At 60.9% G+C, this 22448-nt stretch carries 24 protein-coding genes; 1 reads left to right on the top strand and 23 read right to left on the bottom strand.

All coding sequences use genetic code 11. The annotated features are described in order from the left end of the window. Window positions 1-6 precede the first annotated feature (6 nt). From ACX93L_RS09840 to flgB, 21 genes are all read right to left on the bottom strand, one after another. Window positions 7-1203 (bottom strand): flagellar hook protein FlgE, encoded by a 1197-nt coding sequence (locus ACX93L_RS09840; RefSeq protein WP_459404678.1) that lies wholly within the window; start codon window positions 1201-1203, stop codon window positions 7-9. Window positions 1204-1330: 127 nt separating this feature from the next. Continuing rightward, window positions 1331-2002 carry a transcriptional activator Rem gene (gene rem / locus ACX93L_RS09835; protein WP_169592836.1) on the bottom strand — a complete coding sequence of 224 codons (672 nt, stop codon included), beginning with the start codon at window positions 2000-2002 and terminating at the stop codon, window positions 1331-1333. 277 nt (window positions 2003-2279) lie between these two features. After that, a complete protein-coding gene (locus ACX93L_RS09830; protein ID WP_169590756.1) occupies window positions 2280-2855 on the bottom strand; it encodes a transglycosylase SLT domain-containing protein in 576 nt (191 codons plus the stop codon). Beyond that, window positions 2785-4293, bottom strand: coding sequence for a flagellar hook-length control protein FliK (gene fliK, locus ACX93L_RS09825; RefSeq protein ID WP_459404677.1), 1509 nt, complete (start codon window positions 4291-4293; stop codon window positions 2785-2787). The genes ACX93L_RS09830 and fliK overlap by 71 nt, the downstream gene beginning before the upstream one ends. Next, the gene (gene motC, locus ACX93L_RS09820; protein ID WP_459404676.1) at window positions 4293-5633 is read right to left on the bottom strand and encodes a chemotaxis protein MotC; all 1341 of its coding nucleotides are present in this window, start codon (window positions 5631-5633) and stop codon (window positions 4293-4295) included. The genes fliK and motC overlap by 1 nt, the downstream gene beginning before the upstream one ends. 4 nt (window positions 5634-5637) lie before the next feature. Next, window positions 5638-6948, bottom strand: a complete 1311-nt coding sequence (locus ACX93L_RS09815) for a MotB family protein (protein ID WP_459404675.1) — start codon at window positions 6946-6948, stop codon at window positions 5638-5640. Next, window positions 6945-7601 (bottom strand): GTPase, encoded by a 657-nt coding sequence (locus ACX93L_RS09810; protein ID WP_459404674.1) that lies wholly within the window; start codon window positions 7599-7601, stop codon window positions 6945-6947. The genes ACX93L_RS09815 and ACX93L_RS09810 overlap by 4 nt, the downstream gene beginning before the upstream one ends. 296 nt (window positions 7602-7897) lie before the next feature. After that, entirely contained in the window at window positions 7898-8863 is a 966-nt protein-coding gene (locus ACX93L_RS09805) for a flagellin N-terminal helical domain-containing protein (protein ID WP_459404673.1), read from the bottom strand. A gap of 310 nt (window positions 8864-9173) precedes the next feature. Then, entirely contained in the window at window positions 9174-10403 is a 1230-nt protein-coding gene (locus ACX93L_RS09800) for a flagellin N-terminal helical domain-containing protein (RefSeq protein WP_459404672.1), read from the bottom strand. Between the two features lie 233 nt (window positions 10404-10636). Beyond that, entirely contained in the window at window positions 10637-11833 is a 1197-nt protein-coding gene (locus ACX93L_RS09795; protein ID WP_459404671.1) for a flagellin N-terminal helical domain-containing protein, read from the bottom strand. A 310-nt stretch (window positions 11834-12143) separates the two neighbouring features. Beyond that, window positions 12144-13340, bottom strand: a complete 1197-nt coding sequence (locus ACX93L_RS09790; protein ID WP_459404670.1) for a flagellin N-terminal helical domain-containing protein — start codon at window positions 13338-13340, stop codon at window positions 12144-12146. A gap of 239 nt (window positions 13341-13579) precedes the next feature. Further along, the gene (fliP, locus tag ACX93L_RS09785) at window positions 13580-14317 is read right to left on the bottom strand and encodes a flagellar type III secretion system pore protein FliP (RefSeq protein WP_169590777.1); all 738 of its coding nucleotides are present in this window, start codon (window positions 14315-14317) and stop codon (window positions 13580-13582) included. Further along, complete coding sequence (locus tag ACX93L_RS09780; protein WP_169590779.1) at window positions 14314-14838, bottom strand: flagellar basal body-associated FliL family protein; 525 nt, start codon at window positions 14836-14838, stop codon at window positions 14314-14316. Before ACX93L_RS09780 ends, fliP begins: the two co-directional genes overlap by 4 nt. A gap of 39 nt (window positions 14839-14877) precedes the next feature. Next, window positions 14878-15591, bottom strand: a complete 714-nt coding sequence (gene flgH / locus ACX93L_RS09775; RefSeq protein ID WP_459404669.1) for a flagellar basal body L-ring protein FlgH — start codon at window positions 15589-15591, stop codon at window positions 14878-14880. After that, the gene (locus tag ACX93L_RS09770; protein ID WP_459404668.1) at window positions 15588-16121 is read right to left on the bottom strand and encodes a MotE family protein; all 534 of its coding nucleotides are present in this window, start codon (window positions 16119-16121) and stop codon (window positions 15588-15590) included. The genes flgH and ACX93L_RS09770 overlap by 4 nt, the downstream gene beginning before the upstream one ends. Beyond that, window positions 16118-17239: a flagellar basal body P-ring protein FlgI gene (locus ACX93L_RS09765; protein WP_459404667.1), complete on the bottom strand. Its 1122-nt coding sequence runs from the start codon at window positions 17237-17239 to the stop codon at window positions 16118-16120. Before ACX93L_RS09765 ends, ACX93L_RS09770 begins: the two co-directional genes overlap by 4 nt. Then, the gene (flgA, locus tag ACX93L_RS09760) at window positions 17236-17718 is read right to left on the bottom strand and encodes a flagellar basal body P-ring formation chaperone FlgA (protein WP_459404666.1); all 483 of its coding nucleotides are present in this window, start codon (window positions 17716-17718) and stop codon (window positions 17236-17238) included. Before flgA ends, ACX93L_RS09765 begins: the two co-directional genes overlap by 4 nt. An 18-nt stretch (window positions 17719-17736) precedes the next feature. Continuing rightward, window positions 17737-18525, bottom strand: a complete 789-nt coding sequence (gene flgG, locus ACX93L_RS09755) for a flagellar basal-body rod protein FlgG (protein ID WP_169590789.1) — start codon at window positions 18523-18525, stop codon at window positions 17737-17739. A gap of 19 nt (window positions 18526-18544) precedes the next feature. Beyond that, window positions 18545-18883, bottom strand: coding sequence for a flagellar hook-basal body complex protein FliE (locus ACX93L_RS09750; protein ID WP_459404665.1), 339 nt, complete (start codon window positions 18881-18883; stop codon window positions 18545-18547). Further along, window positions 18880-19302, bottom strand: coding sequence for a flagellar basal body rod protein FlgC (gene flgC / locus ACX93L_RS09745; protein WP_169590794.1), 423 nt, complete (start codon window positions 19300-19302; stop codon window positions 18880-18882). The genes ACX93L_RS09750 and flgC overlap by 4 nt, the downstream gene beginning before the upstream one ends. A 2-nt stretch (window positions 19303-19304) precedes the next feature. After that, window positions 19305-19697: a flagellar basal body rod protein FlgB gene (flgB, locus tag ACX93L_RS09740; RefSeq protein ID WP_459404664.1), complete on the bottom strand. Its 393-nt coding sequence runs from the start codon at window positions 19695-19697 to the stop codon at window positions 19305-19307. A gap of 116 nt (window positions 19698-19813) precedes the next feature. On the opposite strand from flgB, the gene ACX93L_RS09735 reads away from it, so the two are divergent. Then, the gene (locus tag ACX93L_RS09735) at window positions 19814-20476 is read left to right on the top strand and encodes a phosphoribosyltransferase (RefSeq protein WP_459404663.1); all 663 of its coding nucleotides are present in this window, start codon (window positions 19814-19816) and stop codon (window positions 20474-20476) included. 21 nt (window positions 20477-20497) lie between these two features. On the opposite strand, the gene ACX93L_RS09730 is transcribed toward ACX93L_RS09735, so the two are convergent. After that, window positions 20498-21067 (bottom strand): flagellar protein, encoded by a 570-nt coding sequence (locus ACX93L_RS09730; protein WP_459404662.1) that lies wholly within the window; start codon window positions 21065-21067, stop codon window positions 20498-20500. Between the two features lie 5 nt (window positions 21068-21072). Then, window positions 21073-22446 (bottom strand): flagellar protein export ATPase FliI, encoded by a 1374-nt coding sequence (gene fliI, locus ACX93L_RS09725; RefSeq protein ID WP_459404661.1) that lies wholly within the window; start codon window positions 22444-22446, stop codon window positions 21073-21075. Window positions 22447-22448: the final 2 nt, after the last annotated feature.

The raw sequence follows: 22448 nt of genomic DNA, 5'->3' as shown, positions 1-22448 counted from the left end.
CCGTAATTATCTCTTCAGGTTGACCAGGACGTCCATCAATTCGGAGCCGGTCTGGAAAACCTTGGAGTTGGCTGTGTAATTGCGCTGGGATTCGATCATCGCCGTAAGCTCTTCAGCCACGTCGACGTTGGAATCTTCGAGGGCACCCGACAGAATATTGCCGAAGCCGCTGGAGCCTGCATAACCCATGACGATGACGCCCGAGTCGTTCGACTGGGTGTAAAGGTTGCCGGCAACCGGATTGAGGTTGTCCGGGCTCTGCACGCTGGCGAGCGCCACACGGTACTTCGGGACGAGGTCACCGTTCTCGTACGCGACGGACACAACGCCAGTGTCGTCGATTTCGTAGCCCTTGACTTTGGATGCCGCGTTACCGTTGACCTTGCCGTTCTGGACAGAGAAGTCAGACGCGAGCTGGGTGGTACCAGCGATACTCAGAGCGATGTTCGGAACCACCGCACCACCAGCCGTAAAGCCCGTCAGAGTAAGGTCTGGCGACGAGGTCAATACGCCATTTGTGTCGAATGCGAGCGTCTCGCTGAGGATAATGTTGCCATCCGGATCGGTGGCCTCCACATCCCATTCATTGTCGATCGCCGACTTCGTATAAGTGAACGTGACCAGGCGGCTCGAGCCCTGGCTGTCGAACACCTTGAGAGACGTGGTCTTGGTGTCACCACTCGCCGCAGTGTTCGGAAGGTTAACAGCAAGAATGCCGGTGGTCGAAGCGACCGCAGAGATGCCCGAGCCGGAAAGATTGACCTCAGAGAGGCCATCGAAGCCGTTGACGACGATCGTCGGATCGGCAGCCGAATCGTATTCGTAACCCATCAGGGTGTAACCGGCCGTGTTCTTCAGCGTGCCGTCATCCTGAAGGACGAAGGAGCCGGCGCGGGTCAGGTACTCGACTCCGTCGTCGCCAGATACAATGAAGAAGCCGTCGCCGTTGATGGCCAGATCGGTCGGCGATTTCGTATAGCTGAACGTACCCTGATCAGAAATCGAATAACGCACCTCGGTTTCGACGCCGCCGGAATTGTAGGCGCCGGCTGTGCTCGGCAAAATCATAGATGAAAATTGAACAGAGGCCTTCTTGTAGCCGACCGTGCTCGAGTTGGCGATGTTGTCGGCGACCGTGCCGAGACGATTTGCCTGGGCATTCATTCCGGACACGCCGGTCCGCATCGTTCCATAAAGGCTCATAGTAAATCCTCGTTTGCGTAGTCATTGCAGACATTAAGAGGCGGGCCTTGCGTGAAGCTGTCTGGTGCGGCGGGCAATTTCGAAATCATCCGAATAGCCCGCTCGCCAGGCCCCTAGCCTTCAAAGGTCATTCCCAGTCGATGCAGTAACCGAGGAAACGCTTGGAATCGACCGGATCGAAACCGAGCTTCTTGCGCAGCTTCTTGCGCAGCTTGGAGATATGGCTCTCAACCACGTTCTCCTCGACCTCTTCATCGAAGATGCCGTAGATCGCGTTGAAGATCTGGGTCTTCGAAACACGACGGCCGCGGTTTGCGACCAAGTATTCCAGAATGCGACGTTCGCGTCGTGGCAAAGGGAAGACCTCGCCGGAGATCTCCGGATCGCGACCGTCCGAGAAGACACGGATCGGGCCAATCTCGGTGAAGTTGGCGATCGCCTTCAGGCGCCGACGGATCGCCGCCGCCCGAGCCAGGATCTCGCGCGGATGAACCGGCTTGCGCACGACATCGTCAACGCCGCAGTCGAACAGCGCCAGCGTCGCCTCGAGCGACGGCTGGTCGCTTACCGCGATCACAGGGGCCGTCGTCCGATCACGGATCGCCCGCGGCAACTCAAGCGTGCGATCGCCCTGCCCGAGCAGGAAAGCCTCGACCGCAGCGATATCAGAATCCGCCGCCGTATTGACCCACTCTCCGAATTCGATCGGATCAAATCCGGTCGATGGAATGCCTTCACGTCCAAATAAGGAAGTGTACCCTTCTTTTACGAGCTCTCGCTCGTCTACCACTACGATCACGTCCGCCTCCGAATCAGTGTGGTGCCTCGATGTACTAGGGGTACGAATCGGGGGATTCACGGACAACTAGATGATGTTAATGGTGGAAGTTAATAATTGATTAAGATTTTGGTGCCGATTTGAACTACATATAGTGGCTTCATTGTTTTATAGGCACTATTTTTGTGCGCAGAAGTTAACGAATGGTTAATATAGCGTCGCGCAATTAACCATCATCCACATTCTGGACACAATGTAGCAAATCGGCACTTTCGTGGCTGTCTAGCCCCAAATTTGGTTAGTCACCGCAAAATTTCTGGGCATTGGCGGTCCACTTGCCATAGCCGGTCGCCACCAGATTGGCGATCACCCGACACACGTATCGCTTCTGTGCAGGGTCATTGTTGGGGCCCGCATGGTAGCGGGCCACTGCCATCGTCCAGGTTTCATGACGAACGTGCAGGTTGTTAAGAAAGCGCGCCGCATACTCGACATTTGCGCGCGGATTGAACATGGCCTGAACCGAAGAGAAATGCTCTCCGTGGAAGTGCTGGTTGATCTGCATGCAACCCACATCGATCAGCTTGGCACCCTGTTGCCGAGCGATCGAGAAGGCCTGCAGCGCATCCCCCTCGCTGTCGAAGTACATGGCCTTGCCCTCCACGTTGAGCGCAAAGGCCTGAAGCGAGCCCTTGCGTCCCGTCTCCGTCAGGCCGACAGAATAGAGGATACCCTCCGGGATCTGGTACTTCTCGGCAGCGGCGCGGATCTCCCGCTCACAGGCTCCTGTGGAAGCGCCGGCCTCAGAGATAGACGTGGCCAGGGCGAGAAGAGCCAGACCCGCCAGAGACTGTTTGAACCGTGCTCGCGCCATCTGCCATCGTCCCCGTCTGATTGGCCGTTTCCTGACGTTCTGCCGCCATGCGGCGCTCGCCACTGCCATTGCCACCCTGGTTGCCGCTCTGCGATGCCTGCTGGCCCGTCTGCTGGCCCTGGCCGCTCGTCTGTGCGGAATCTGTGCGGTCCGCGCTGCTCACGGCCAGACTGACTTGGATCTGGTCGACGGCGAAGCCCTGGGCTCTGAGAGCCTTCAGCATGTCGCTCTGATCGTCGCTCAACTGCTTGTAGGCGGCGTGGGTTTCCACCGTCAGCTGGACCGACAGCTCCTCGCCGGTCAACCTGAGCGTCGCCGTGACATTGCCGAGTTCGATCGGGCTCATCTGCAGCTTGAGCGTATTCACGACCTTGCCGGAACTCGACTGCGTCGCTGCATTGGCCAACTCGGAACCGGGCGCCATGGCGCTTGCCCACTCGCCGTCGCCCATCAGGGCTGCCGTGATGCCCACCGCATTGCTGGATGCTGGGGCAATGTAACGCCGAGCCTCGAGCACGGCGATCGGCGCGCCGCCATCCTTGGCGGACCCCGCTTCAACCTTGACCGGCTCGCCCTCGGCCGCGCTGGTGCGCATCGACAGGGCCTGCCCCTTGCCGTCGGCCCGCAGGAAGCGGAAGGATCGATCCGTTTCCGTAGCGTCAGTGCCCTGCTCGGTATCCGCATTTGCGGCCAGCTCGCCTGCATCACTGGTGTCGGATTGTGTTTCCGCTTTTCCAATGGCCGCCGCCAGCGCAGCCTCATTGTCGGGGCCGTTCGCGGCATGCTGCGCGGAGTTGCGCCCCGCCTGGTGAACCTGAACATTGGCCTGGCCGGCCTCGGCCGCACCACCCGAAAGAAGGCTCAGAACTTCGTTCAGCTCCGCGGATGCGTCGCCCGTGTCATCCTGGTCGGCACCTTCGGCCGTTTCCGCGTCGTCGACCGTCTTGTCGGACTTTTCGGATTTGACCGATTGGGCATGCTTGGCGACGGCGGCGCGCTGTGCGCCGTCAAGGACCGTCGCCTGAGTGCTGCCATGGGTCGCGGTGTCATTGCCGATCGCAATCTTTGCAGACTTGCGGGTATCAGCTTCGGTCACGCCATCCGCAGTCTCCTGAGCGGTCTTGCCGACCTCCGACTGCTCCTTGCCGTCCGCATTGTTCAGTGCCCGCGAAATCGCCGTGCGAGCGATCTCGATCAGCGGCTTGCGCGTATTGTCAGAAGAGACTTCACCCGTCTGATCGTCGGTTGCCGTTTCTCCAGTCGCCGACGGCTGTGCCTCGGTGTCGGCATCCTGACGGTGCCGGTCGTGATGACCCGCCGTCGACAATGCATCATAGAACCCGTTGCCGGCCGAATTGTCCGCCTTCGCCGCCGCCGCGCTTGAATAGGCGGTGGTGTCGGGCGTCGAAACTTTCGGGGCGATGGCCGGGTCTATCATCAGTCGGTGCCTTCTTCGTTCAGGAGCTTATCGATCGCATCGAGCTTGGTGCGGCCCGTATCGACGAAAGAGCGGAACTCCGGATCCTGGTCTTTTTCACTTGCTGTCTGCGGTGCCCCGGCCTTGGCCGCGGCTTCCGCCGGAGCCGCAGGCGTCCGCGCCTCCGGATCCTGCTGCCCTTCCGCCACCGGGTTCTGCTGCGTCTCTTCAGACGCTGCCGAAGCAGGTACATCACCGCTGCCTGATATACTCGGCTCCTGAACTTGCGCCGGGCTTTCCACCACGGGAGCGGCAACCGGCTTGCGCAGAACCTCCTCCCCGATCGCCGCGGCAGCGTCACGGAGGGCGCGATCCGAGGGGGACAAGGTCTCGTCTGGAATCGCCGCGATCGCCGCGATCGCCGCGCTCACCTCATTGGTCGGTATGCCGGCGAGCCCCCCATAGAGGTTGGCCAGAGCGTCAGCGCCTTCCGCCGTACCCGACAGGATGCGTGCCTTGTCCGCGGACGACCGGGCCAGTTCGTTCTTGCCCTTAATCGCCGCCTGACGGGCTATGCGCAGATAGACCTCACGCTGGCGGTCGGAATCCATGTGGGCGAGGGTCTCGTCAATGGTGTCCTGGCTGAAGGCGTCGTTGTGCTCGACAACCAACTGAACGAAGAGATCGGCGAACTGGCTTGCATACGGCGAATGGAGAAAGCGCCGCGCATAGCGGTTCGCGTAACCGGACGCCTTGTCCACCATGCCACCTTCCACTGCCACGGCCAGCGAACGGCGCAAGGCCGCCTCCTCGACGATCGTCCCCGGCGCGGTGAGACGAGCCCAATCGTAGAACTTCAAAGCAGCGGTGGGATCACGGGAAATGGAGACGTTGCCGGCGACGAGGGCAAGGTAGGGCGCGATCTTGCTGCCGCGATACTCCGTCGCCATGTCGCCGAGACTCTTGGCAATGAGTGTACCCTTGCCGGAGAGATACTTGCGCAACGCGTCCGTGACCCGATCGTCGAAATTGCCGTCGACGTCGCGCGCCACGAGAAATTCGAGGGTCGCCGGATTGCCGCCACTCATCGCATAGATAAGCGCGGCATCGACGTTGCGCGGCTCCTCGAACACGCCGGATTCAGCATTCCGCAGGCGTTTGTCGATCGTCTCCAGCATGAAACGCTGCATCTCGGCGGCCGAGTGGTCACCGAGGACAACTGAATCCTGCACGAATTGCAGCGAGCGCAACATCTTGTAGGGATCGATGTTGTCGAGGCCCTGGGCATGTGCGCCAACGCCCCCCATCGTTGCGAGGAGGGCCAAGGCAGGCACGAGCGCTGGCAGTCTCAGGCGCCGCATATCGTCACCCCTGATCTGCTTGAATCAGGATCTCGATGCGACGGTTGGCATCGGCGAGCGGATCCTCGGGCACCTGCAGGCGGCGGTCGGCAAAACCGGACACCTGCTCCACCCGATCCTCGGCCAAGCCACCCTTGAGCAGCATGTAGTAGGCGCTGTGGGCGCGCGACATCGACAGACGCCAGTTGTCGTTTTCCGTTCCCTTGAACTGACGGCCGTCGGTATGACCGCGAATGACGATCGCACCGGGACGCTTCTGCAGCAGCTTGCCGATCCGCTCCATGGCCAGTACCATTTCCTTGCGCGGCACCGCGGACCCGACGTTGAACATCGGCGTGTCGGACTGGTCGGTGATCGTCACCAGCATTCCGCCTTCGGCCGGCTTGACGATCAGGCCCTCGGCGAGCTTTCCGGAAACGCCGCCGATTTCGTTTTCGATCTCGGCCTTCAGATCCTTGGCGACCTTCTCCTTGGCCTCGAGGTCAGCGACGAACTGTTCTTCCTCGCTCTTCGGCGCGGTTGCCTGTTCGGTCTCGGTCTTCGTTTCCTTGCCGTCCTCAGGCAATTTCGTCGTGGCGCCCTGCTGGATCACCTCGGCGAGCGGATCGGCCGGATCTTCCTGTGTCTCGGGTTTCTGATCCGGTGCGACCAGGGCGACCTGCTCCTCGGTCTTGGTCGGGTCGGTGTTCTCGACCGTGGTCGGCGGGGTGTCCTGCTTGCCGGGCTTGCCCTTCGTCGACTGAACCTGCTGGGTCCAGAAATCCGGGTCAAAGGGATCGCGATAGGCTTCGCCGCCCTCGGCGCCGGTCGAGGGTCCGGAATCCGCCGCACCGCCCTCGCCCTTGGCGCTGACGTTGGCCTGCTGGCCGACTTCCTGGGCAATTTCCGCCAGGACAGAATAGGGATTTTCGAAAAAGTCCGCTTCGGAGTAATTGGCCTGATCGCCGGAACTCGCAGTCTGGTCTTCACCACTCGCGGCGGCCGCGCCCACCGTCTGTTGCTCTTCCTCGACCTGCGAGCGCTCCTGCTTCTGCTCACCCTCGGCCTGGTCGACCGGCTTCTTCAACCCCTTTTCCGTCGGCTTCTCGTCGGAGAGCTTGATCGGGTTGAAATAACTCGCGACAGAGGCCTTGGTCTCCTCATTCGCCGCGTTGACCAGCCACATTACCAGGAAGAATGCCATCATTGCGGTCATGAAGTCGGCATAGGCGATCTTCCAGGCACCGCCATGGGCGCCGTCATGGTCGCCGCCGCCATGTCGCTTGATGATGACGATTTCGTTCTTGCCGTGGTGGTGGTTCTCGCCTTCGCTCATCCCAGCACCTTCTTCAAGCTAGCCGCGAAGGCCGAGATACGGGTCACGAGGACCGTACCGGCGACATCGACGGACAGATCGAGATCTTCGGCCTCGACATGGCGCAGGCCGGCGGCTGCTTCCTGCATATGGCCGGCCAGAAGATCGAACAGTTTCTTCGGTCCCTTGACCGTAATTGTGCCGGCTTCACCTTCGGCGAGCGCGGCTTTCAACAGATCCGCGAGGTCAGCCGACGCCTTGTTTGCCACTTCCGTCTCAAGGAAAGGCACCAGAGCCGCGACCGCCTGCTCGCTGACAGAAAGAGCGAGGTCCGACGACAGCTTCTTCAGGCCATCGGCCACCAGTCTCGCGGAATCCTCGGCGAGACGCGTCTGCAACTGCGAGATCGCCTCGTCGTTCGCCGCGTCGCTCGCCAACCTTTCGGCGGCAAATTTCTCTGTGAGTTCACGTGTCGCGGCCTCAAATCCTTCCGCGTAAGCCTCACGACGCACTGCCTCGACGTCGACAGGTTCCGGCTCGGGCGCCGCAGGAAAATCGAGATCGAAGGATCCGAGATCAGGCGCACCGAAATCCGAACCGACAAGGTCCGGCGCGGGGCTTGACGGCACCTGCGCAGAGAAATCCTTGAGATAATGGGCGAGCGGCATACTCATCGACGATCGACTCCAATGACGTGGAAGGCCGGCTTCCGGTCAGCGCGGTGGGTGAGCACCGTTGAACGTTCAAGGATATTTGCGACGCGCAATTTCATCATGCCATTCAAAGCCAGGTTCGCCTTCGCTGAATTTTCACCCGCGCCTGGCGAAACCGCCATTTGCCTCGACCGAACCTAGAAGTCCAAACTTGTGCGAGGATGAAGGTGGAGGGCGCCGGACCCGGCCGAGTATGCTCCTCTTCAAGCCTCGAACGCGAACTGCCGCCGGATGCCGGCGGCAACCAAACGCGCGCCTTACTTGAACAGGGTCAGGATGTTTTCCGCATTGGTGTTGGCGATCGACAGGGCCTGGATGCCGAGCTGCTGCTGGGTCTGCAGGGCCTTCAGGCGGGTCGATTCCTCGTTCATGTCGGCATCGACCAGGCGACCGACACCCTTGTCGATAACGTCCATCAGGTTGGACACGAAGCTGTCCTGCATCTCGATGCGGCTGGTGATGGCGCCGAGCGTCGATGCGGCGTCGGTCAGCTGTCCGAGAAGTTCTTCCACGACGCTGATCATGTCGCTCAGTTCGTCGGCAGTCGTCGCCATGCTGATCTCGATCTCGGTGCCGGTCGCCGGCGTGGTCGAGGAAATATCGAGGAGGTAGTAGTTGCGGGCGGTGCCTGTCGGGGTCGACATCAGGGCATCCGCATCGATATCCTTTGTCAGGAACCCGCGCCCCGCATCAACGCTGTCGAGCAGCACGGACTCGGCGGTATCGAAGTTCAGGGTCGTGACCTCGACGGAACCATCGGCGCCACGAACAAACGACGAGACGACCTGCTTGGTGCCGAGCGCTGCAGCATTGGTGTTGTAAAGCCAGTTCTCACCGGAAAAGGATGCCGATTGCGCCGAGGAAACCAGCTGGTTTTTCAGCTGTTTCATTTCCTCGTTGATCTTATCCTTGTCGACGCCGGGTTCGCTTGCAGCAACCAGCTTGGCCTTGATCTGCGTCATCACGTCGATGACGTTGTCGAGCGCCGTGTAGGCCGTGTCGACGGTCGCGGCGCCAAGGCCCAGCGCGTCGGCAACAGTCGAGAGTGCCGCATTGTCAGAACGCATGGTGGTAGCGATCGACCAGTAACCCGCGTTGTCCGCCGCGGTCTCGACGCGGTAGCCGGACGACACCCGCCGCTGCGTGGTCTCCAGATTCGTGTCGATCGAGCGAAGCGTCTGGAGCGCGGCCATCGCCGCAGCATTGGTCATAATACTGGTCATCTGATGCCCCAATTCTCAATGAAATCACATCCGGCAGACGTGCCGGAGGCGACAGGAGGGCATCATGCTGACAAGACGCAAAGCTGCGTCGTCCCCGTCACCGTTAACAAATCGTTAACGGTTGCAGTTAACAAATCGTTGCTTTCATTGGCAAGTCCAGAACGTGCTAACGATAGCAAAATCGGAAACACGTACAGTTTCGCGCAAGCCAAAAAAGGAAAACCCGCGCCCTTTCGAGGCGCGGGTCTCACCGAACACATCCGACATGTCAGCCCGGGACGAAGTCGCCCTTAGCCGAGGGCGCCGGTTACTAACGGAAGAGCGTCAGGATGTTTTCGGAAGCGGTGTTGGCGATCGACAGCGACTGGATGGCGAGCTGCTGCTGGGTCTGCAGGGCCTTCAGGCGGGTCGATTCCTCGTTCATGTCGGCATCGACGAGACGGCCGATACCGGAGTCAATCGAGTCGGTCAGCGAGGCGACGAACTCTTCCTGCATGCCGATGCGCATGGCGATCGAACCGAGATCGGAGCTCGCGCTGATCACCGTTTCGAGCGCGCGGTCGACTGCGCTGACCATGACGTCGAGTTCGTCGTTGGTGAGGGTCGTGATGTCCACCGTGTCGATCGAATTCGGCGCCGGGATGTTCGTGGCCGGCAGATTTGCCGTATCAACACCATAGTAGACGCCAGCCTCGTCGTGCAGGGCTTCCTGGCCGGTACCAGTCACGTCCGTGGCGAGGACCCAGGTGTCTGCGTCGGCCTGAACGAAGTAGCTGCCGTTGGTGATGACCGTGACGCCTCCGACGATCAGGTCGGCGGTTGCCTGGGCAAGCTGGGTCGTCGTGCTGCCAACGGTGTTGGTGGTGAAGGTTGCAGCCGAACCGATCAGCTGGTCGATGGTGTAAGCCGCTACCGTCTGGGAGGTGACGACACCATTGGTGTTGACATCCAGCGTGACGGCGTTCTGGGAAACGTTGTAGGTGCGGTCGAGGATGCCGGTGTCGCCGACGGTGTCGAAGAGCACGGTATCGCCATTGAGTTCGTAGTCAATCTTCTTGACCGAGACCGAGCCGTCTTCAGCGCGAACGAAGGAACCGACGACATTCTTGTAGACCGAACCGCCGGAGAGGTCCGCCTGGAGCCAGTTCTCACCGGAGAACGAGGCGGCGGAGGAGATGGTGCGCAGCTGTTCCTGCAGCTGGGCGATCTCTTCCTGGATCTTGGAGCGGTCAACGCCTTCTTCGGTGGCGGCGACCATCTTGGCCTTGATTTCCTTGACCACTTCAACTGCGGTTTCCATCGCAGAGTAGGCGGTGTCGACCTTTGCTGCGCCGAGGCCGAGGGCGTCCTGGACGGCGGAGAGCGCCATGTTGTCGGAACGCATGGTGGTCGCGATCGACCAGTAGGCGGCGTTGTCGGAAGCGGTACCGACGCGCAGGCCGGACGATACCCGTGCCTGGGTGCGTTCCATGCTGTCGTCGATCGAGCGGAGTGTCTGCAGTGCCGCCATTGCGGCGTTGTTCGTCAAAATGCTGGTCATGATATTGCCCCTGAAATTGGCTAGATAGAGGGACATCCCGGATCAGCCGGGAACGATGGGGAGGCCTTATGCCGTTAACCGTTTCTTCGTCTAGGTTAACCCATCGTTTCGATGGTTGCAGTTAAGACGGTGTTGGTTAACAAACCTTAAACGAGCATACAAAAAGATTACCGGAAAACAAAAAGGGCCGCGCCCCGGAGGGCGCGACCCGAATTCGGCTCGATACGCTAGGATTAGCGGAAGAGCGACAGAATGACTTCCGAAGAAGAGTTGGCGATCGACAGCGACTGGATGGCGAGCTGCTGCTGGGTCTGCAGGGCCTTCAGGCGGGTCGATTCTTCGTTCAGGTCTGCATCGACGAGGCGACCAACACCCTTGTCGATCGAGTCCGAGAGCGAGTTGACGAACTCGGTCTGCATGTCGATACGCATGCCGATCGAACCAAGGTCGGCAGCGGCGCTGGTCATGTCGGTCAGCGCTGCGTCAACACCCGAAATCAGGGCATCGAGGTCAGCATTGGCCATGCCGACGATGTCGATGTCCTTGATGGACGACGGTACAGCGATTGCGGCAGCCGGGCCAGCAGTTGTGTCGACACCGTAGTAGGTACCGCCTTCGTCGTGAACGGCTTCCTGGCCGGTACCGGTGACGTCAATGGCTTCAACCCAGTTGGTGTCGTCAACCTTGACATAGAAGGTACCAGCAACGTCTGCCAGCTGGGTGGTGGAGCTGCCGACGGTGTTGGTCGTAAAGGTCGCGTTCTGGGCGATCAGTTCGTCGACCGTGTAGGCGGCCACCTCCACTTCGGAAGCAACGCCATCCGTATTGACACTGAGCGTCACGCTCTTCTGCGAGACGGTGTAGGTCTTGTCGAGAATGCCAAGGTTGCTGCCCGAGGTGTCGAACAGAACGTTGTTGTTGGCGGCGGACAGGTCATAGTTGACCTTCTTGACCGAGACGCTGCCGTCGTCGGCGCGAACGAAGGAAGCAACAACGGATTTGGTCGTGGTTACGGTGAGGTCGGCCTGCAGCCAGTTTTCACCCGAGAACGAAGCAGCCGAAGCGATCGAGGTCAGCTGATCCTTGAGCTGGTCGAGTTCTTCCTGGATCTTGGCCTTGTCGACGCCGTCTTCGGTGGCGGCAACGAGCTTGGCCTTGATTTCCTTGACGACTTCGATGGCCGAGTCCATGCCGGAATAGGCGGTGTCAACCTTTGCAGCGCCGAGGCCGAGAGCGTCCGAAACGGCCGAGAGAGCCATGTTGTCGGACTTCATCGTGGTGGCGATCGACCAGTAGGCGGCGTTGTCCGAAGCGGAACCGACGCGCTGACCAGAGGAGACGCGGGCCTGGGTTTCTTCCATGCCGGAAGCGATCGAACGGAGAGTGGACAGAGCAGCCATTGCTGCGACATTGGTCAAAATGCTAGTCATAGTTGTATTGCCCCTATTGGCTTACTGTGAAGGGACATTCCGGCTTCACCGGAAACGGCGCACAGCGTCATGCTTATCAACCCGTTAATTTTTCAGGTTAACTCGCCGTTTCTATGGAGCCAGTAAACGGCAGTAAGGTTAATGAAGCGCTAAACGAAACAAGAATTTTCGCGAGCCGGAGAAAAATGGCAACACAGCCTTAGCGGGTACGCGCGCGTAACATGGAAGACTTAAAACAATGATAAAGCCGCACCCGTTTCCGGGTGCGGCTTCTTTTCTCAGGACCAGAAAGTTGGCCGACTCCGCGCGATTAGCGGAAGAGCGACAGGACGTTCTGCGTGTCGGAGTTGGCGATCGACAGGGCCTGGATGGCGAGCTGCTGCTGGGTCTGCAGTGCCTTCAGGCGGGTCGATTCTTCGTTCAGGTCTGCATCGACGAGGCGACCAACACCCTTGTCGATCGAGTCGGACAGCGAGTTCACGAACTCGTTCTGCATGTCGATACGCGAAGAGATCGAACCGAGCGTCGCAGCGGCGCTGGTCATGTCGGTCAGCGCTGCGTCAACACCCGAAATCAGTGCAGAGAGGTCAGCATTGGCCATGCCGACGATGTCGATGTCCTTGATGGACGACGGTACAGCGATTGCGGCAGCCGGGCCAGCAGTTGTGTCGACACCGTAGTAGGTACCGCCTTCGTCGTGAACGGCTTCCTGGCCGGTACCGGTGACGTCAATGGCTTCAACCCAGTTGGTGTCGTCAACCTTGACATAGAAGGTACCAGCAACGTCTGCCAGCTGGGTGGTGGAGCTGCCGACGGTGTTGGTCGTAAAGGTCGCGTTCTGGGCGATCAGTTCGTCGACCGTGTAGGCGGCCACCTCCACTTCGGAAGCAACGCCATCCGTATTGACACTGAGCGTCACGCTCTTCTGCGAGACGGTGTAGGTCTTGTCGAGAATGCCAAGGTTGCTGCCCGAGGTGTCGAACAGAACGTTGTTGTTGGCGGCGGACAGGTCATAGTTGACCTTCTTGACCGAGACGCTGCCGTCGTCGGCGCGAACGAAGGAAGCAACAACGGATTTGGTCGTGGTTACGGTGAGGTCGGACTGCAACCAGTTTTCGCCCGAGAACGAAGCGGCCGAAGCGATCGAGGTCAGCTGATCCTTGAGCTGGGTGATTTCTTCCTGGATCTTGGCCTTGTCGACGCCGTCTTCGGTGGCGGCAACGAGCTTGGCCTTGATTTCCTTGACGACTTCGATGGCCGAGTCCATGCCGGAATAGGCGGTATCAACCTTTGCAGCGCCGAGGCCGAGAGCGTCCGAAACGGCCGAGAGAGCCATGTTGTCGGACTTCATCGTGGTGGCGATCGACCAGTAGGCGGCGTTGTCCGAAGCGGAACCGACGCGCAGACCGGAGGAGACGCGTGCCTGGGTGTCTTCCATGCCGGAAGCGATAGAGCGGAGGGTGGACAGCGCAGCCATTGCGCTGCTGTTGGTGAGAATGCTGGTCATTAGTTTGTCCCTTAAAAACGAGATACAGAGGGGGACATACCGGGCTAAAAAAACTACCGGTCACGACAGTTCGGCATCATGCCATTCGGTAACTTTTTCTTGGGCTACCAGACCTGTTGTACGAGGATCAAACTCGCAGCCAATTATTGCCAAGACCTTAACCGGCCGGGGATCGGTAAACTTGGACAAATCTATGGTAAACAAGGAAGAAACGATTTCGCGGAGGGTGTTCCAACCCGTCAGGAAAAGGAGCGCACGAGGCTTCCGACCAGGAGATTCCAGCCGTCGATCAGGACGAAGAAGAGGATCTTGAAGGGCAGCGAGATCGAGGTCGGCGGCAGCATCATCATACCCATGGCCATGGTAATCGTCGCGACGATCATGTCGATGACCAGGAAGGGCAGGATGATCAGGAAGCCGATTTCGAAACCGCGGCGGATCTCCGACAGCATGAAGGCGGGAACGAGCACGCGATAGTCGATCTTGTCATCGGAAATCGTCGCCTGACCACGTTCGTTGGCGATGTCGACGAAGAGCTTCAGATCCTTGTCGCGCGTGTTTGCAGCCATGAAGGTGCGGAACGGTTCGGCGATCGCCTTCACGGAGTCCGCCTCGCTCATGCGGTTCTCGAGCAGAGGCTGCACGCCATCCGTCCATGCCCGGTCCATGGTCGGCGCCATGACGTAGAACGTCATGAACAGCGCCATGCTGGTCAGGATCATGTTGGACGGGGTGGAGGCGAGACCCATGCCAGAGCGCAGGATCGAGAAGGCGATGACGAAGCGCGGGAAGCTCGTCACCATGATGAGGATGCCGGGGGCAACCGAGAGGACCGTCAGAAGACCGAAGGTACGGATGATCCATGCAGCGACCGAACCGTCGATCGGCGCATTGAGAAGATCCGTGGGCAGTTGCTGCGCGGCAGCAAGCCCTGGCGCCATCGTCATGACGGCAAGAAGAAGGAGGAACCGAATCATTCGATCACAAAAGTCCTGAACATCACCTTCGATACGCGTCCTTCGGATCGAAGGTCAACACGCTCCTGGATGTCATCCTTCAAATACTGGAAGCCGCGCGGGCCCTCGATCTGCTGGAGGGAAACGGTGCGCAGGTAGGCAAGGATATCCTGGTGAACGTCCTCGGCGATCTTGACGTCCGGGGCGCCGTTGAAGAGCAGCGCGACCTCGAGCCGGATCCAGTTTTCTGAGGGATAGGCGAGATTGGTGGTGATCGGCTCGAGTTGGACGATGCCGTTCGCCTCGGTGGCGATGTGAGGAAGCCCCTCCTCGGCCTTGCCCTCGCCATGCGCGCCGGCCGCCTTGGCGGCTTCCGCCTCTGCCGCCTTGTTGGCATCCTCGACGGCCTTGATCTTCGGCGCGAGCATGGAGCCGATCACCCAGCCCCCTCCCCCGCCGACGAGCGTCAGCACGGCGATCGCGGCAATCAGCATCACCGTGCCGGACTTCTTTTTCGGTTCCGTCGCTTCGGCCTGTTCCATGTGCCTTGCCGTCCCTTCCAGCTTGCCTTGTTGCGCGCGTCAGAGCGGCGAGAAAAGATCGACGACCTGCTGACCGACCGGCGGCTGCTGGACTTCCGTCAGGCGACCGCGTCCGCCGTAGGAGATACGGGCTTCGGCGATGCGCTCGTAGGAGATGGTGTTTTCGGCATCGACGTCCTGCGGACGGACAATACCGGCAACGTTCAGGATCCGGATCTCGTGGTTGACCCTGACTTCCTGGGAGCCGCTGATCAACAGGTTTCCGTTCTCCAGGATGCCCGTGACCACGGCCGCGACGAGCAGGGTGAGCTTTTCCGAGCGCTCGGTGGAGCCCTTACCCTTTGTGCTGGTGTCCGAACCGGAGCTCAGGTCACCAGTCGTTGCCGGGACTTCGGTGCCGAAGAGGTTCGCCGCAGTCGACCAGGAAATCCCGCTCGAATTGTTACGACTGCGGTCCGTCTCGTTGTTGAAGGACGCCTTGTCGTTGATCTGGATGTTGACCGTCAGGATATCGCCGACGTTCAAGGCGCGCGCGTCCTTGAACAGTGCTGATTGGTTGTCGCTCCAGAGAGAATAGCCGCTCGCCACCGCACGCGGCTGCTTCGGATAAAGCGCCATCTGCGGGGTCTGGCTGTAACGCAGACCGCTGCCGATCGGCGACATGGACGGCGCGTTGCCGATTTCCTTCAGGGTCTGGCTCTGGCAACCGGCCAGAAACAGAACGGCCAGAATTGCCGGGAAACGCTTAATCATGACGGGTCCTTCGAAGTGGTCGGATCGCCGGCACTCGACATGATGGCCGCGACCATGGCGGCCTTGTCGGCCTTCATTTCGCTGAGGATGAGGCTCGACTGGCGGGCCGGGAGCTTCATGATGATTGCCGCGGCGAGGATCGTGTCGATCTCCTGCAGCTGGGGGGCGGCCGCGTCGGGCTTCATCTTCTTGTAGATCTCGACGAGGTTGCCTTCCGCCTGCTTCATGAAGGCGTTGCGGCGGGACAGCCAGTCTTCGTATTCCTCGCGCCGCTTTTCGAGCACGGCGATACGCGCGTCGACGTCGGCCTGCAGTTTTTCGAGTTCCTGCTTCTGCAGGAGGTAGCGCTGGTCGCGCGCCGAGTCGGCAATGCTGCTGCAGAACTGCTGGATCTCGTCCTGCGTCGCCTTGCCTGGAGCGGCCTGTTCCTGTGCACTTCCCGACGCCAACGGCAGGGCGGCGAGCGCACCAACGAGAAGGACATTGCGGGCGAACGACTTGATCATGAGCGAAGGTCTTGTGGTGGTCATTGCAGTACGAGCTCCGCCTGCAGGGCGCCGGCCGATTTGATACCCTGGAGTATCGCGATGATGCCGTCTGGTTTGACGCCGATGTTGTTGAGGCCGGCGACGAGGGTCCGAAGATCCGGACCTTCGACGATGGCGATCTTGTCTCCGGTCTTCGCGGCCATGATGTCGGTCTGGTCCTGGATCGCGGTCTGGCCGCGCGAGAAGGGTTCGGGCTGGATGACCTGCGGCGTCTCGGTGACCTGGACGGTCAGTGTTCCGTAGCTGACGGCGACCTTGGAAACCCGCACGTCCGCGCCGATGACGATCGTGCCTGTGCGTTCGTTGATGACGACCTTGGCCGGAGAATCGGTCTCGACCTGCAGGTTCTCGATATCGGCCATCAGACGCGCAAGATCAGCCGTTCGCGGCTTCTGGACCACGACTTCCTGGCTGTCGCGCGACTCGGCGATCGGCCCGCCATAGGTCGCCTTGGCATAAGCGTTTACAGTATCGGCGATGCGGATGGCGGTGGTGAAGTCGGGGTTACGAAGCTGCAGGACGAGATTGACCGAATCCTTGAACTTCGACGGCAGCTCGCGCTCGATGATGGCACCATTGGGCACGCGGCCAGAAGTCGTGATGCCCTCCTGAACGCTTGCTGCCTGGCCCTGGGCATTGAAGCCGGAAACGATGACGGATCCTTGAGCGACCGCGTAAATCTGGCCATCGGCACCGGTCAGCGAAGTCATGACGAGGGTGCCGCCGCGCAGCGACGTCGCGTCGCCAAGCGAGCTGACCGTCGCGTCGATGCGGCTGCCGGGGCTGGAGAACGGAGGTAGGTTGGCCGTGACCATGACGGCCGCCACGTTCTTGGCATTGGACTGGCCACCCTGTGTCGAGATGCCGAGGTTCTGCAGCATCGCACGCATCGACTGCTCGGTGAACGGCGAGGAGCGCAGACTGTCGCCGGTCCCCTGGAGACCAACGATCAGGCCATAGCCGATCAGCTGGTTGTCACGGCCGGACTGCAGCGAGGCGATATCCTTGATACGCGAGCCTGCGGCCTCGGCGCCGAGAACGGGCCAGAGGAACGCCGCGAACGCGACGAGCGCTATCCGGGACCAACGGAAAGTCTTCATTTCGCCATCACCTGTACTGTTCCGTCCGCCAGCACGGTGCCGGTGACGATTACGCCCGAATCGAGATTGCGAACCTTGATGACCTCGCCGATCGAGGCATCCGTGAGCGGCGTGCCCGATGCGGAGATGGTCATGTTTCCGATGGTGAAGGTCAGCCTGATGTTGGCACCGCGATTGATTGCGTAGGGCGGGCGCAGGCTGGCGACCGGGATGGTCCGGCCCGGCAGCAGCGTCCGCTTGGAAACCATGCCCTCGACCTCGGAGATCGACTGCGCATAACCTCCGGCCAGGTTCGGATTGGTGACCTTTACCTCTTCCAGTTGGGATGCGGACACGGTTTCGCCAGGATAGATGGTCTGTGTCGGCACGACCGCAAAGCCCTGCGCAAGCGCGGCGCCGGTCGTCGTAAGCACCGACGCAGCAACGGCCAAGGGGGCCGCCACGCGTGCCAAGTATCTGATCATCTGGCGAAACGTCATGTTTGCCCGCCTCCGTTCTTACTTCAGGTTCTTGCTGACGATCTGAGCCATTTCATCAGCGGTCTGGATGACCTTGGAGTTCATTTCGTAAGCGCGCTGGGCCGAGATCATGTCCGTGATTTCCTTGACGGAATCGACGTTCGACGACTCGAGGTAACCCTGCTTGATGTAGCCGAAGCCCGGATCTTCCGGCGCCGCCACGATGGCTTCGCCCGATGCCGCGGTTTCGGCGAACAGGTTGTCGCCGAGCGGCTTCAGGCCGGCCTCGTTGACGAAGTTCGCGATCGTCAGCTGACCGAGTTCGGTATAGTCGGAGCTGTTGCCGATGCGGGCCGAAACTTGACCGGTACGGGATACGACGACTTCGCTGGCGTCCTGCGGAATGGTGATGCCCGGGACGACAGCATAGCCATCGATCGTCACTAGCTGGCCGTCGGCATTGGTGTTGAAGGCACCGGAGCGGCTGTAAAGCGTCGTGCCATCCGGCGATTCGATCTGGAACCAACCACGACCGACGAGGGCCATGTCGAGTTCGTTCGACGTCTGTGCGAGCTCGCCCTGGGTGTGAATGTTACGGACAGCAGCCGTCTGAACACCAAGACCGATATTGGCCCCTTCCGGCACAATCGCCTGGTTGGCGCGGTTCGGCACGCCCTGGGCCCGCTCGGTCTGGTAGAGCAGATCGGCGAATTCGGCGCGGGCGCGCTTGTAGCCGGTCGTGTTGATGTTGGCGATGTTGTTCGCAATGACCTCGAGATTGGTCTGCTGTGCATCCATGCCGGTAGCTGCGATGGCGAGCGCTCTCATATGTTCGTCCTCAAATCCGCTAGATCTGCATCTTCGTTATTTCGAGATAGGCCGAGACAATCTTGTCCCGGAGCGCGATCGCCGTTTGCAGCGACTGTTCTGCTGCGAGGACCGCATCGACGACCTCGCGAGGGTTGGCCTTGCCGGAAATCCCGTCAAAGGACGTGGCCTCCGCCTGCTTCAGATTGTTGACGGCGCCGGTCGCCATCTCTCCCAGAACGCTGGCGAAACTCACGCCGGTCTGCGTGCCGGGGGTCGTGCCAACGGCGGACGAAGAGGAACTGACGGCATCCGTGGTTACGGTGCCGAGCCCTGCGGCCTTGGCCAGCGAACTTACGGTGTTGATTTGATCGATCATTGTGAGGCCTTCAGAAGGGCGATGGTCTGCGAAATCAGGTCGCGTGTCTGTTTGACGGTCTGGAGATTGGCTTCGTAGGTGCGGTTTGCTTCCCGCATGTCGCCCATCTCGATGAGCATGTTGACGTTCGGCATCTTGACGACGCCGTTCGCGTCGGCTGCCGGATGACCAGGTTCGTATTCCTCGATGAAGTCGGAATCATCGACGCCGAGCGTCTTGACCTTGACCAGATCGACGCCGCTTGCGCGGTCCAGCTCGGTACCGAAGGTCACCGTCTTGCGGCGATAGGGATCGGCACCGGGCGTGTCGCCGGTCGAACGGGCGTTGGCGATGTTTTCCGAAACGACGCGCAGGCGGGTGGACTGGACTTCCAGGCCGCTGCCGGCAATCTTCAGGGCGGATGACAAGGGATCAGTCATTTTTATCTCTTCACCGTCATAAGCATCATGCGATGGAAGGAAGCGACGAGCGACGTATTGAGTTCGCTCTGACGCTTGATTTCGCCGGTCTTGGTCAGTTCCTCGGCGATCGAAACGGAGTTGCCGGATTCCTGCATGCCGATTTCGTTGTTCAGTTCGGCCTCTTCGACGGCGATGTTTTCGTCGGTCAGGTCGCTCGCGGCCATATGGCCGGGCTGGGTCCGCGCCATCTGCGTCATGGTCGTGGTATCCAGGACCGCGCTGAAGGGCGTAATATCCTTGGCCAGATATTTCGGGGTGTTGGCATTGGCAATGTTGCCCGCCACGACCTCCTGGCGCACGGCGAGCCATTCGGCCTGCCTGGATGCCACGCTGAATAACTGGATGGGGTTCATAGACTTTACTCCGCCATTTTCTGTCCTGAACCTAGGGCGGTAAACTTGCGTGGGACTTACGGAAGAAGAAGCCTGGCATTCGACCGTCGAAAGCTTGCGAAGGAGGCGCGTGGACAATGTCGTTCAAGGACAGGATCGAAGCCGGGGAACGGCTTGCGGACGCACTCGAGCGCTTCCGGAACGAAGACGCGGTGGTCATCGCGCTGCCACGCGGCGGGGTGGACGTCGCCCTGCCAGTCGCCCGCCGGCTTGCCGCGCCGTTGACCCTGCTGCTGGTGAGAAAGATCGGCCTACCGGAGCAACCCGAACTCGCGATGGGGGCAATCGTCGACGGAGACCGGCCGATAACCGTCAGGAACGAGAGCGTAATCGGATTTTCGGGGGTGGATGATGCCACATTCGACGCGGTCGCCGAGCGCGAGCTGGCGGAAATCCATCGTCGCCACACACTCTATCTCGGCGGCCGCAAACCCGTGCCGGTCGCCGGACGCCTGGCAATCGTCGTCGACGACGGCATTGCCACAGGCGCAACCGTCCGTGCGGCGACCAAAGGCCTCAAGGCTCGAAAACCGAGGAAGATCGTGCTTGCAGTGCCCGTCGCGTCGGACGACGCGCTCACGCTACTGCGGGACGACGTGGACGAAATCGTCCGCCTCGAGCCGATGCACAGGTTGGGGGCGATCGGCTTCAGCTACCGGCATTTTCCGCAACTCACCGATGCCGATGTCATTGCCGCCCTGGATGCGGCGGAAGCCGAGCGGGATAGGCCGCAGACATGAAGGCCCCAAGGGGCCCTCCCATCAATTGTTCTCGTAAACCTCACCGGTCGAGGTCACGATCACCCACTTGCCATCACGCTGTTCAAGCGTCGCGACGCGACTGTTGTCCGGCAGGATCGAGCCGACACGCACCATATACATGCCCGATGTGTCCTCGATCAGCGCCCGACCGTTGGCAACATGCAGCAGCCGGAAGCCACTACGGCCAGGAAACGGTTGCGCTTCCGGGTTCTCGGGGCCTTTCAGCTTTTCCTCGCCGAGTTTCGACACGGTCGCGGTGACCAGCGGGTCGACCTGAGCGCCGGTTTCGCCCGGCGTGCCGTTGTCGTCCTTGTCGACGAGGGCAAGCGGCGAGACGCTGAAGACATTGCGGCCCGGGCCCTCCGGGAGGTCGCGCGTGCGTTCCCAGTTAGCGACGCGGACGCCGAACTTCTCCTCGTTGAAGAAAACGTACCAGGGGAAGAAGGCGGCCGCGCAAGCGAGCGCCACGCCAGTGGCGCCCAGAATGCGGTCCGTCAGCGAAGTCCGGCCACGTTCTTGCGGTACAGGCCTCAGCGGTGCTACGGGTTCGTCGGCTTCGATTTCGGTCACGATATTCACCTCGTTCTTCCTGCCGCCGCCGCATTACCGCCGAGGGCGGCCTTCAAGGCATTGGCGAGATCGGCATAGGCATCTGCCGCCGGCTTGTCGCTCGGCGTCTGTTTCAGTACGTCATAGATCACCGGCACCTGCCGGATCGCCATGTCGAGATCGGGATCGCTACCAGCGCGATAACCGCCGATGAGACGGAGATCGCGGGTTTCCTCGAAACGATGGATCAGCGTCTTGAGGCGGGAGACGAGCTTTTCCTGCTCGCCGTTCCAGGCCTTGCGCGCCAGTCGCGAAATCGAGGTGAGAGGATTGATCGGCGGATAGCGCCCTTCGTCGGCGAGACTGCGCTCGAGCACGATATGGCCGTCGAGAATACCGCGCACGGAGTCGGCGATCGGATCATTGTGGTTGTCACCGTCGACCAGGATCGAGATGATCGCGGTAATCGTCCCCGCTCCCTCCTCCCCCGGGCCTGCGCGCTCCAGCAGCCGCGGCAGTTCGGTGAAGACGGAAGCAGGATAACCGCGGGCAATCGGTGCCTCGCCGGCAGCGGTCGCGACCTCGCGAATTGCGTGGGCAAATCGCGTCACGCTGTCAGCGATGAACAACACGTTTTCCCCGCGATCGCGGAAGTGCTCGGCGATCGTCATCGCGGTCAGCGGCGCCATCTTGCGCAGCATTGGGCTCTCGTCGCTGGTGGCGACGACGGCAACCGACTTGGCCATGTTCGAACCGAGCGTATCCTCGATGAATTCACGCACTTCGCGGCCACGTTCGCCGACCAGCGCGATCACGACCTTGTCGAAGGCATCGGCCCGCGCAAGCATCGACAGGAGCGTCGACTTGCCGACACCCGAACCGGCGAAAATGCCGAGACGCTGGCCGAGGCAGAGCGGCGAGAAGATGTCGATCGCGCGAACGCCCGTACGAAAACCCTGCTCGACTCGCCGGCGCGTCATCGACGACGGGGCGCTGTTGGCAATGGCACGGCGCATGTCGCCTGGAGCGAGCGGACCGAGACCATCGATGGGATCACCCAGAGCATTGATGGTGCGCCCGCACCAACTGTCATCCGGCGCCACCCGGAAGGCACCCTTGCGGATGACCACGTCATGGATGCCGATCGGCTCACCCGGTTCGATAGGGCAGACATAGGCAAGGTCCGGCTCGACGCGGACAACCTCGCCGAGATGGATGCCGGTGCGGCTGCGATGGGCGACGAACTCGCCGAGCCGAACGTGACGGGAAAGGCCCGTCACAGTGTAGTGGCCGGCCGCGATGGTGCGTACGTGACCGCCATGGGTCACGGAGAATTCCGGACTGGCATAGCGGGCGGCAAGGCCTGCCATCTGGGCCAGTTTCGGGGATAGCACAGGCATCT

The organism is Rhizobium sp. CAU 1783, from assembly GCF_054551725.1.
The sequence above is the reverse complement of the archived record's forward strand: the minus strand, read 5'-3'. Positions and strand labels throughout refer to the sequence as shown.

Excerpts from the sequence above, each read along its gene's own strand:
- ACX93L_RS09840 (WP_459404678.1), bottom strand. The coding sequence starts at position 1,203 with ATGAGCCTTTATGGAACGATGCGGACCGGCGTGTCCGGAATGAATGCC.
- fliK (WP_459404677.1), bottom strand. The coding sequence starts at position 4,293 with ATGATAGACCCGGCCATCGCCCCGAAAGTTTCGACGCCCGACACCACC.
- fliP (WP_169590777.1), bottom strand. The coding sequence starts at position 14,317 with ATGATTCGGTTCCTCCTTCTTCTTGCCGTCATGACGATGGCGCCAGGG.
- flgB (WP_459404664.1), bottom strand. The coding sequence starts at position 19,697 with ATGAACCCCATCCAGTTATTCAGCGTGGCATCCAGGCAGGCCGAATGG.
- ACX93L_RS09735 (WP_459404663.1), top strand. The coding sequence starts at position 19,814 with ATGTCGTTCAAGGACAGGATCGAAGCCGGGGAACGGCTTGCGGACGCA.
- fliI (WP_459404661.1), bottom strand. The coding sequence starts at position 22,446 with ATGCCTGTGCTATCCCCGAAACTGGCCCAGATGGCAGGCCTTGCCGCC.
- flgG (WP_169590789.1), bottom strand. The coding sequence starts at position 18,525 with ATGAGAGCGCTCGCCATCGCAGCTACCGGCATGGATGCACAGCAGACC.
- flgC (WP_169590794.1), bottom strand. The coding sequence starts at position 19,302 with ATGACTGATCCCTTGTCATCCGCCCTGAAGATTGCCGGCAGCGGCCTG.
- ACX93L_RS09800 (WP_459404672.1), bottom strand. The coding sequence starts at position 10,403 with ATGACCAGCATTTTGACGAACAACGCCGCAATGGCGGCACTGCAGACA.
- ACX93L_RS09795 (WP_459404671.1), bottom strand. The coding sequence starts at position 11,833 with ATGACTAGCATTTTGACCAATGTCGCAGCAATGGCTGCTCTGTCCACT.
- ACX93L_RS09810 (WP_459404674.1), bottom strand. The coding sequence starts at position 7,601 with ATGAGTATGCCGCTCGCCCATTATCTCAAGGATTTCTCTGCGCAGGTG.
- flgH (WP_459404669.1), bottom strand. The coding sequence starts at position 15,591 with ATGATTAAGCGTTTCCCGGCAATTCTGGCCGTTCTGTTTCTGGCCGGT.
- ACX93L_RS09770 (WP_459404668.1), bottom strand. The coding sequence starts at position 16,121 with ATGACCACCACAAGACCTTCGCTCATGATCAAGTCGTTCGCCCGCAAT.
- flgA (WP_459404666.1), bottom strand. The coding sequence starts at position 17,718 with ATGACGTTTCGCCAGATGATCAGATACTTGGCACGCGTGGCGGCCCCC.
- ACX93L_RS09780 (WP_169590779.1), bottom strand. The coding sequence starts at position 14,838 with ATGGAACAGGCCGAAGCGACGGAACCGAAAAAGAAGTCCGGCACGGTG.
- ACX93L_RS09790 (WP_459404670.1), bottom strand. The coding sequence starts at position 13,340 with ATGACCAGCATTCTCACCAACAGCAGCGCAATGGCTGCGCTGTCCACC.
- ACX93L_RS09830 (WP_169590756.1), bottom strand. The coding sequence starts at position 2,855 with ATGGCGCGAGCACGGTTCAAACAGTCTCTGGCGGGTCTGGCTCTTCTC.
- ACX93L_RS09805 (WP_459404673.1), bottom strand. The coding sequence starts at position 8,863 with ATGACCAGTATTATGACCAATGCTGCGGCGATGGCCGCGCTCCAGACG.
- motC (WP_459404676.1), bottom strand. The coding sequence starts at position 5,633 with ATGCGGCGCCTGAGACTGCCAGCGCTCGTGCCTGCCTTGGCCCTCCTC.
- ACX93L_RS09815 (WP_459404675.1), bottom strand. The coding sequence starts at position 6,948 with ATGAGCGAAGGCGAGAACCACCACCACGGCAAGAACGAAATCGTCATC.
- ACX93L_RS09765 (WP_459404667.1), bottom strand. The coding sequence starts at position 17,239 with ATGAAGACTTTCCGTTGGTCCCGGATAGCGCTCGTCGCGTTCGCGGCG.
- ACX93L_RS09750 (WP_459404665.1), bottom strand. The coding sequence starts at position 18,883 with ATGATCGATCAAATCAACACCGTAAGTTCGCTGGCCAAGGCCGCAGGG.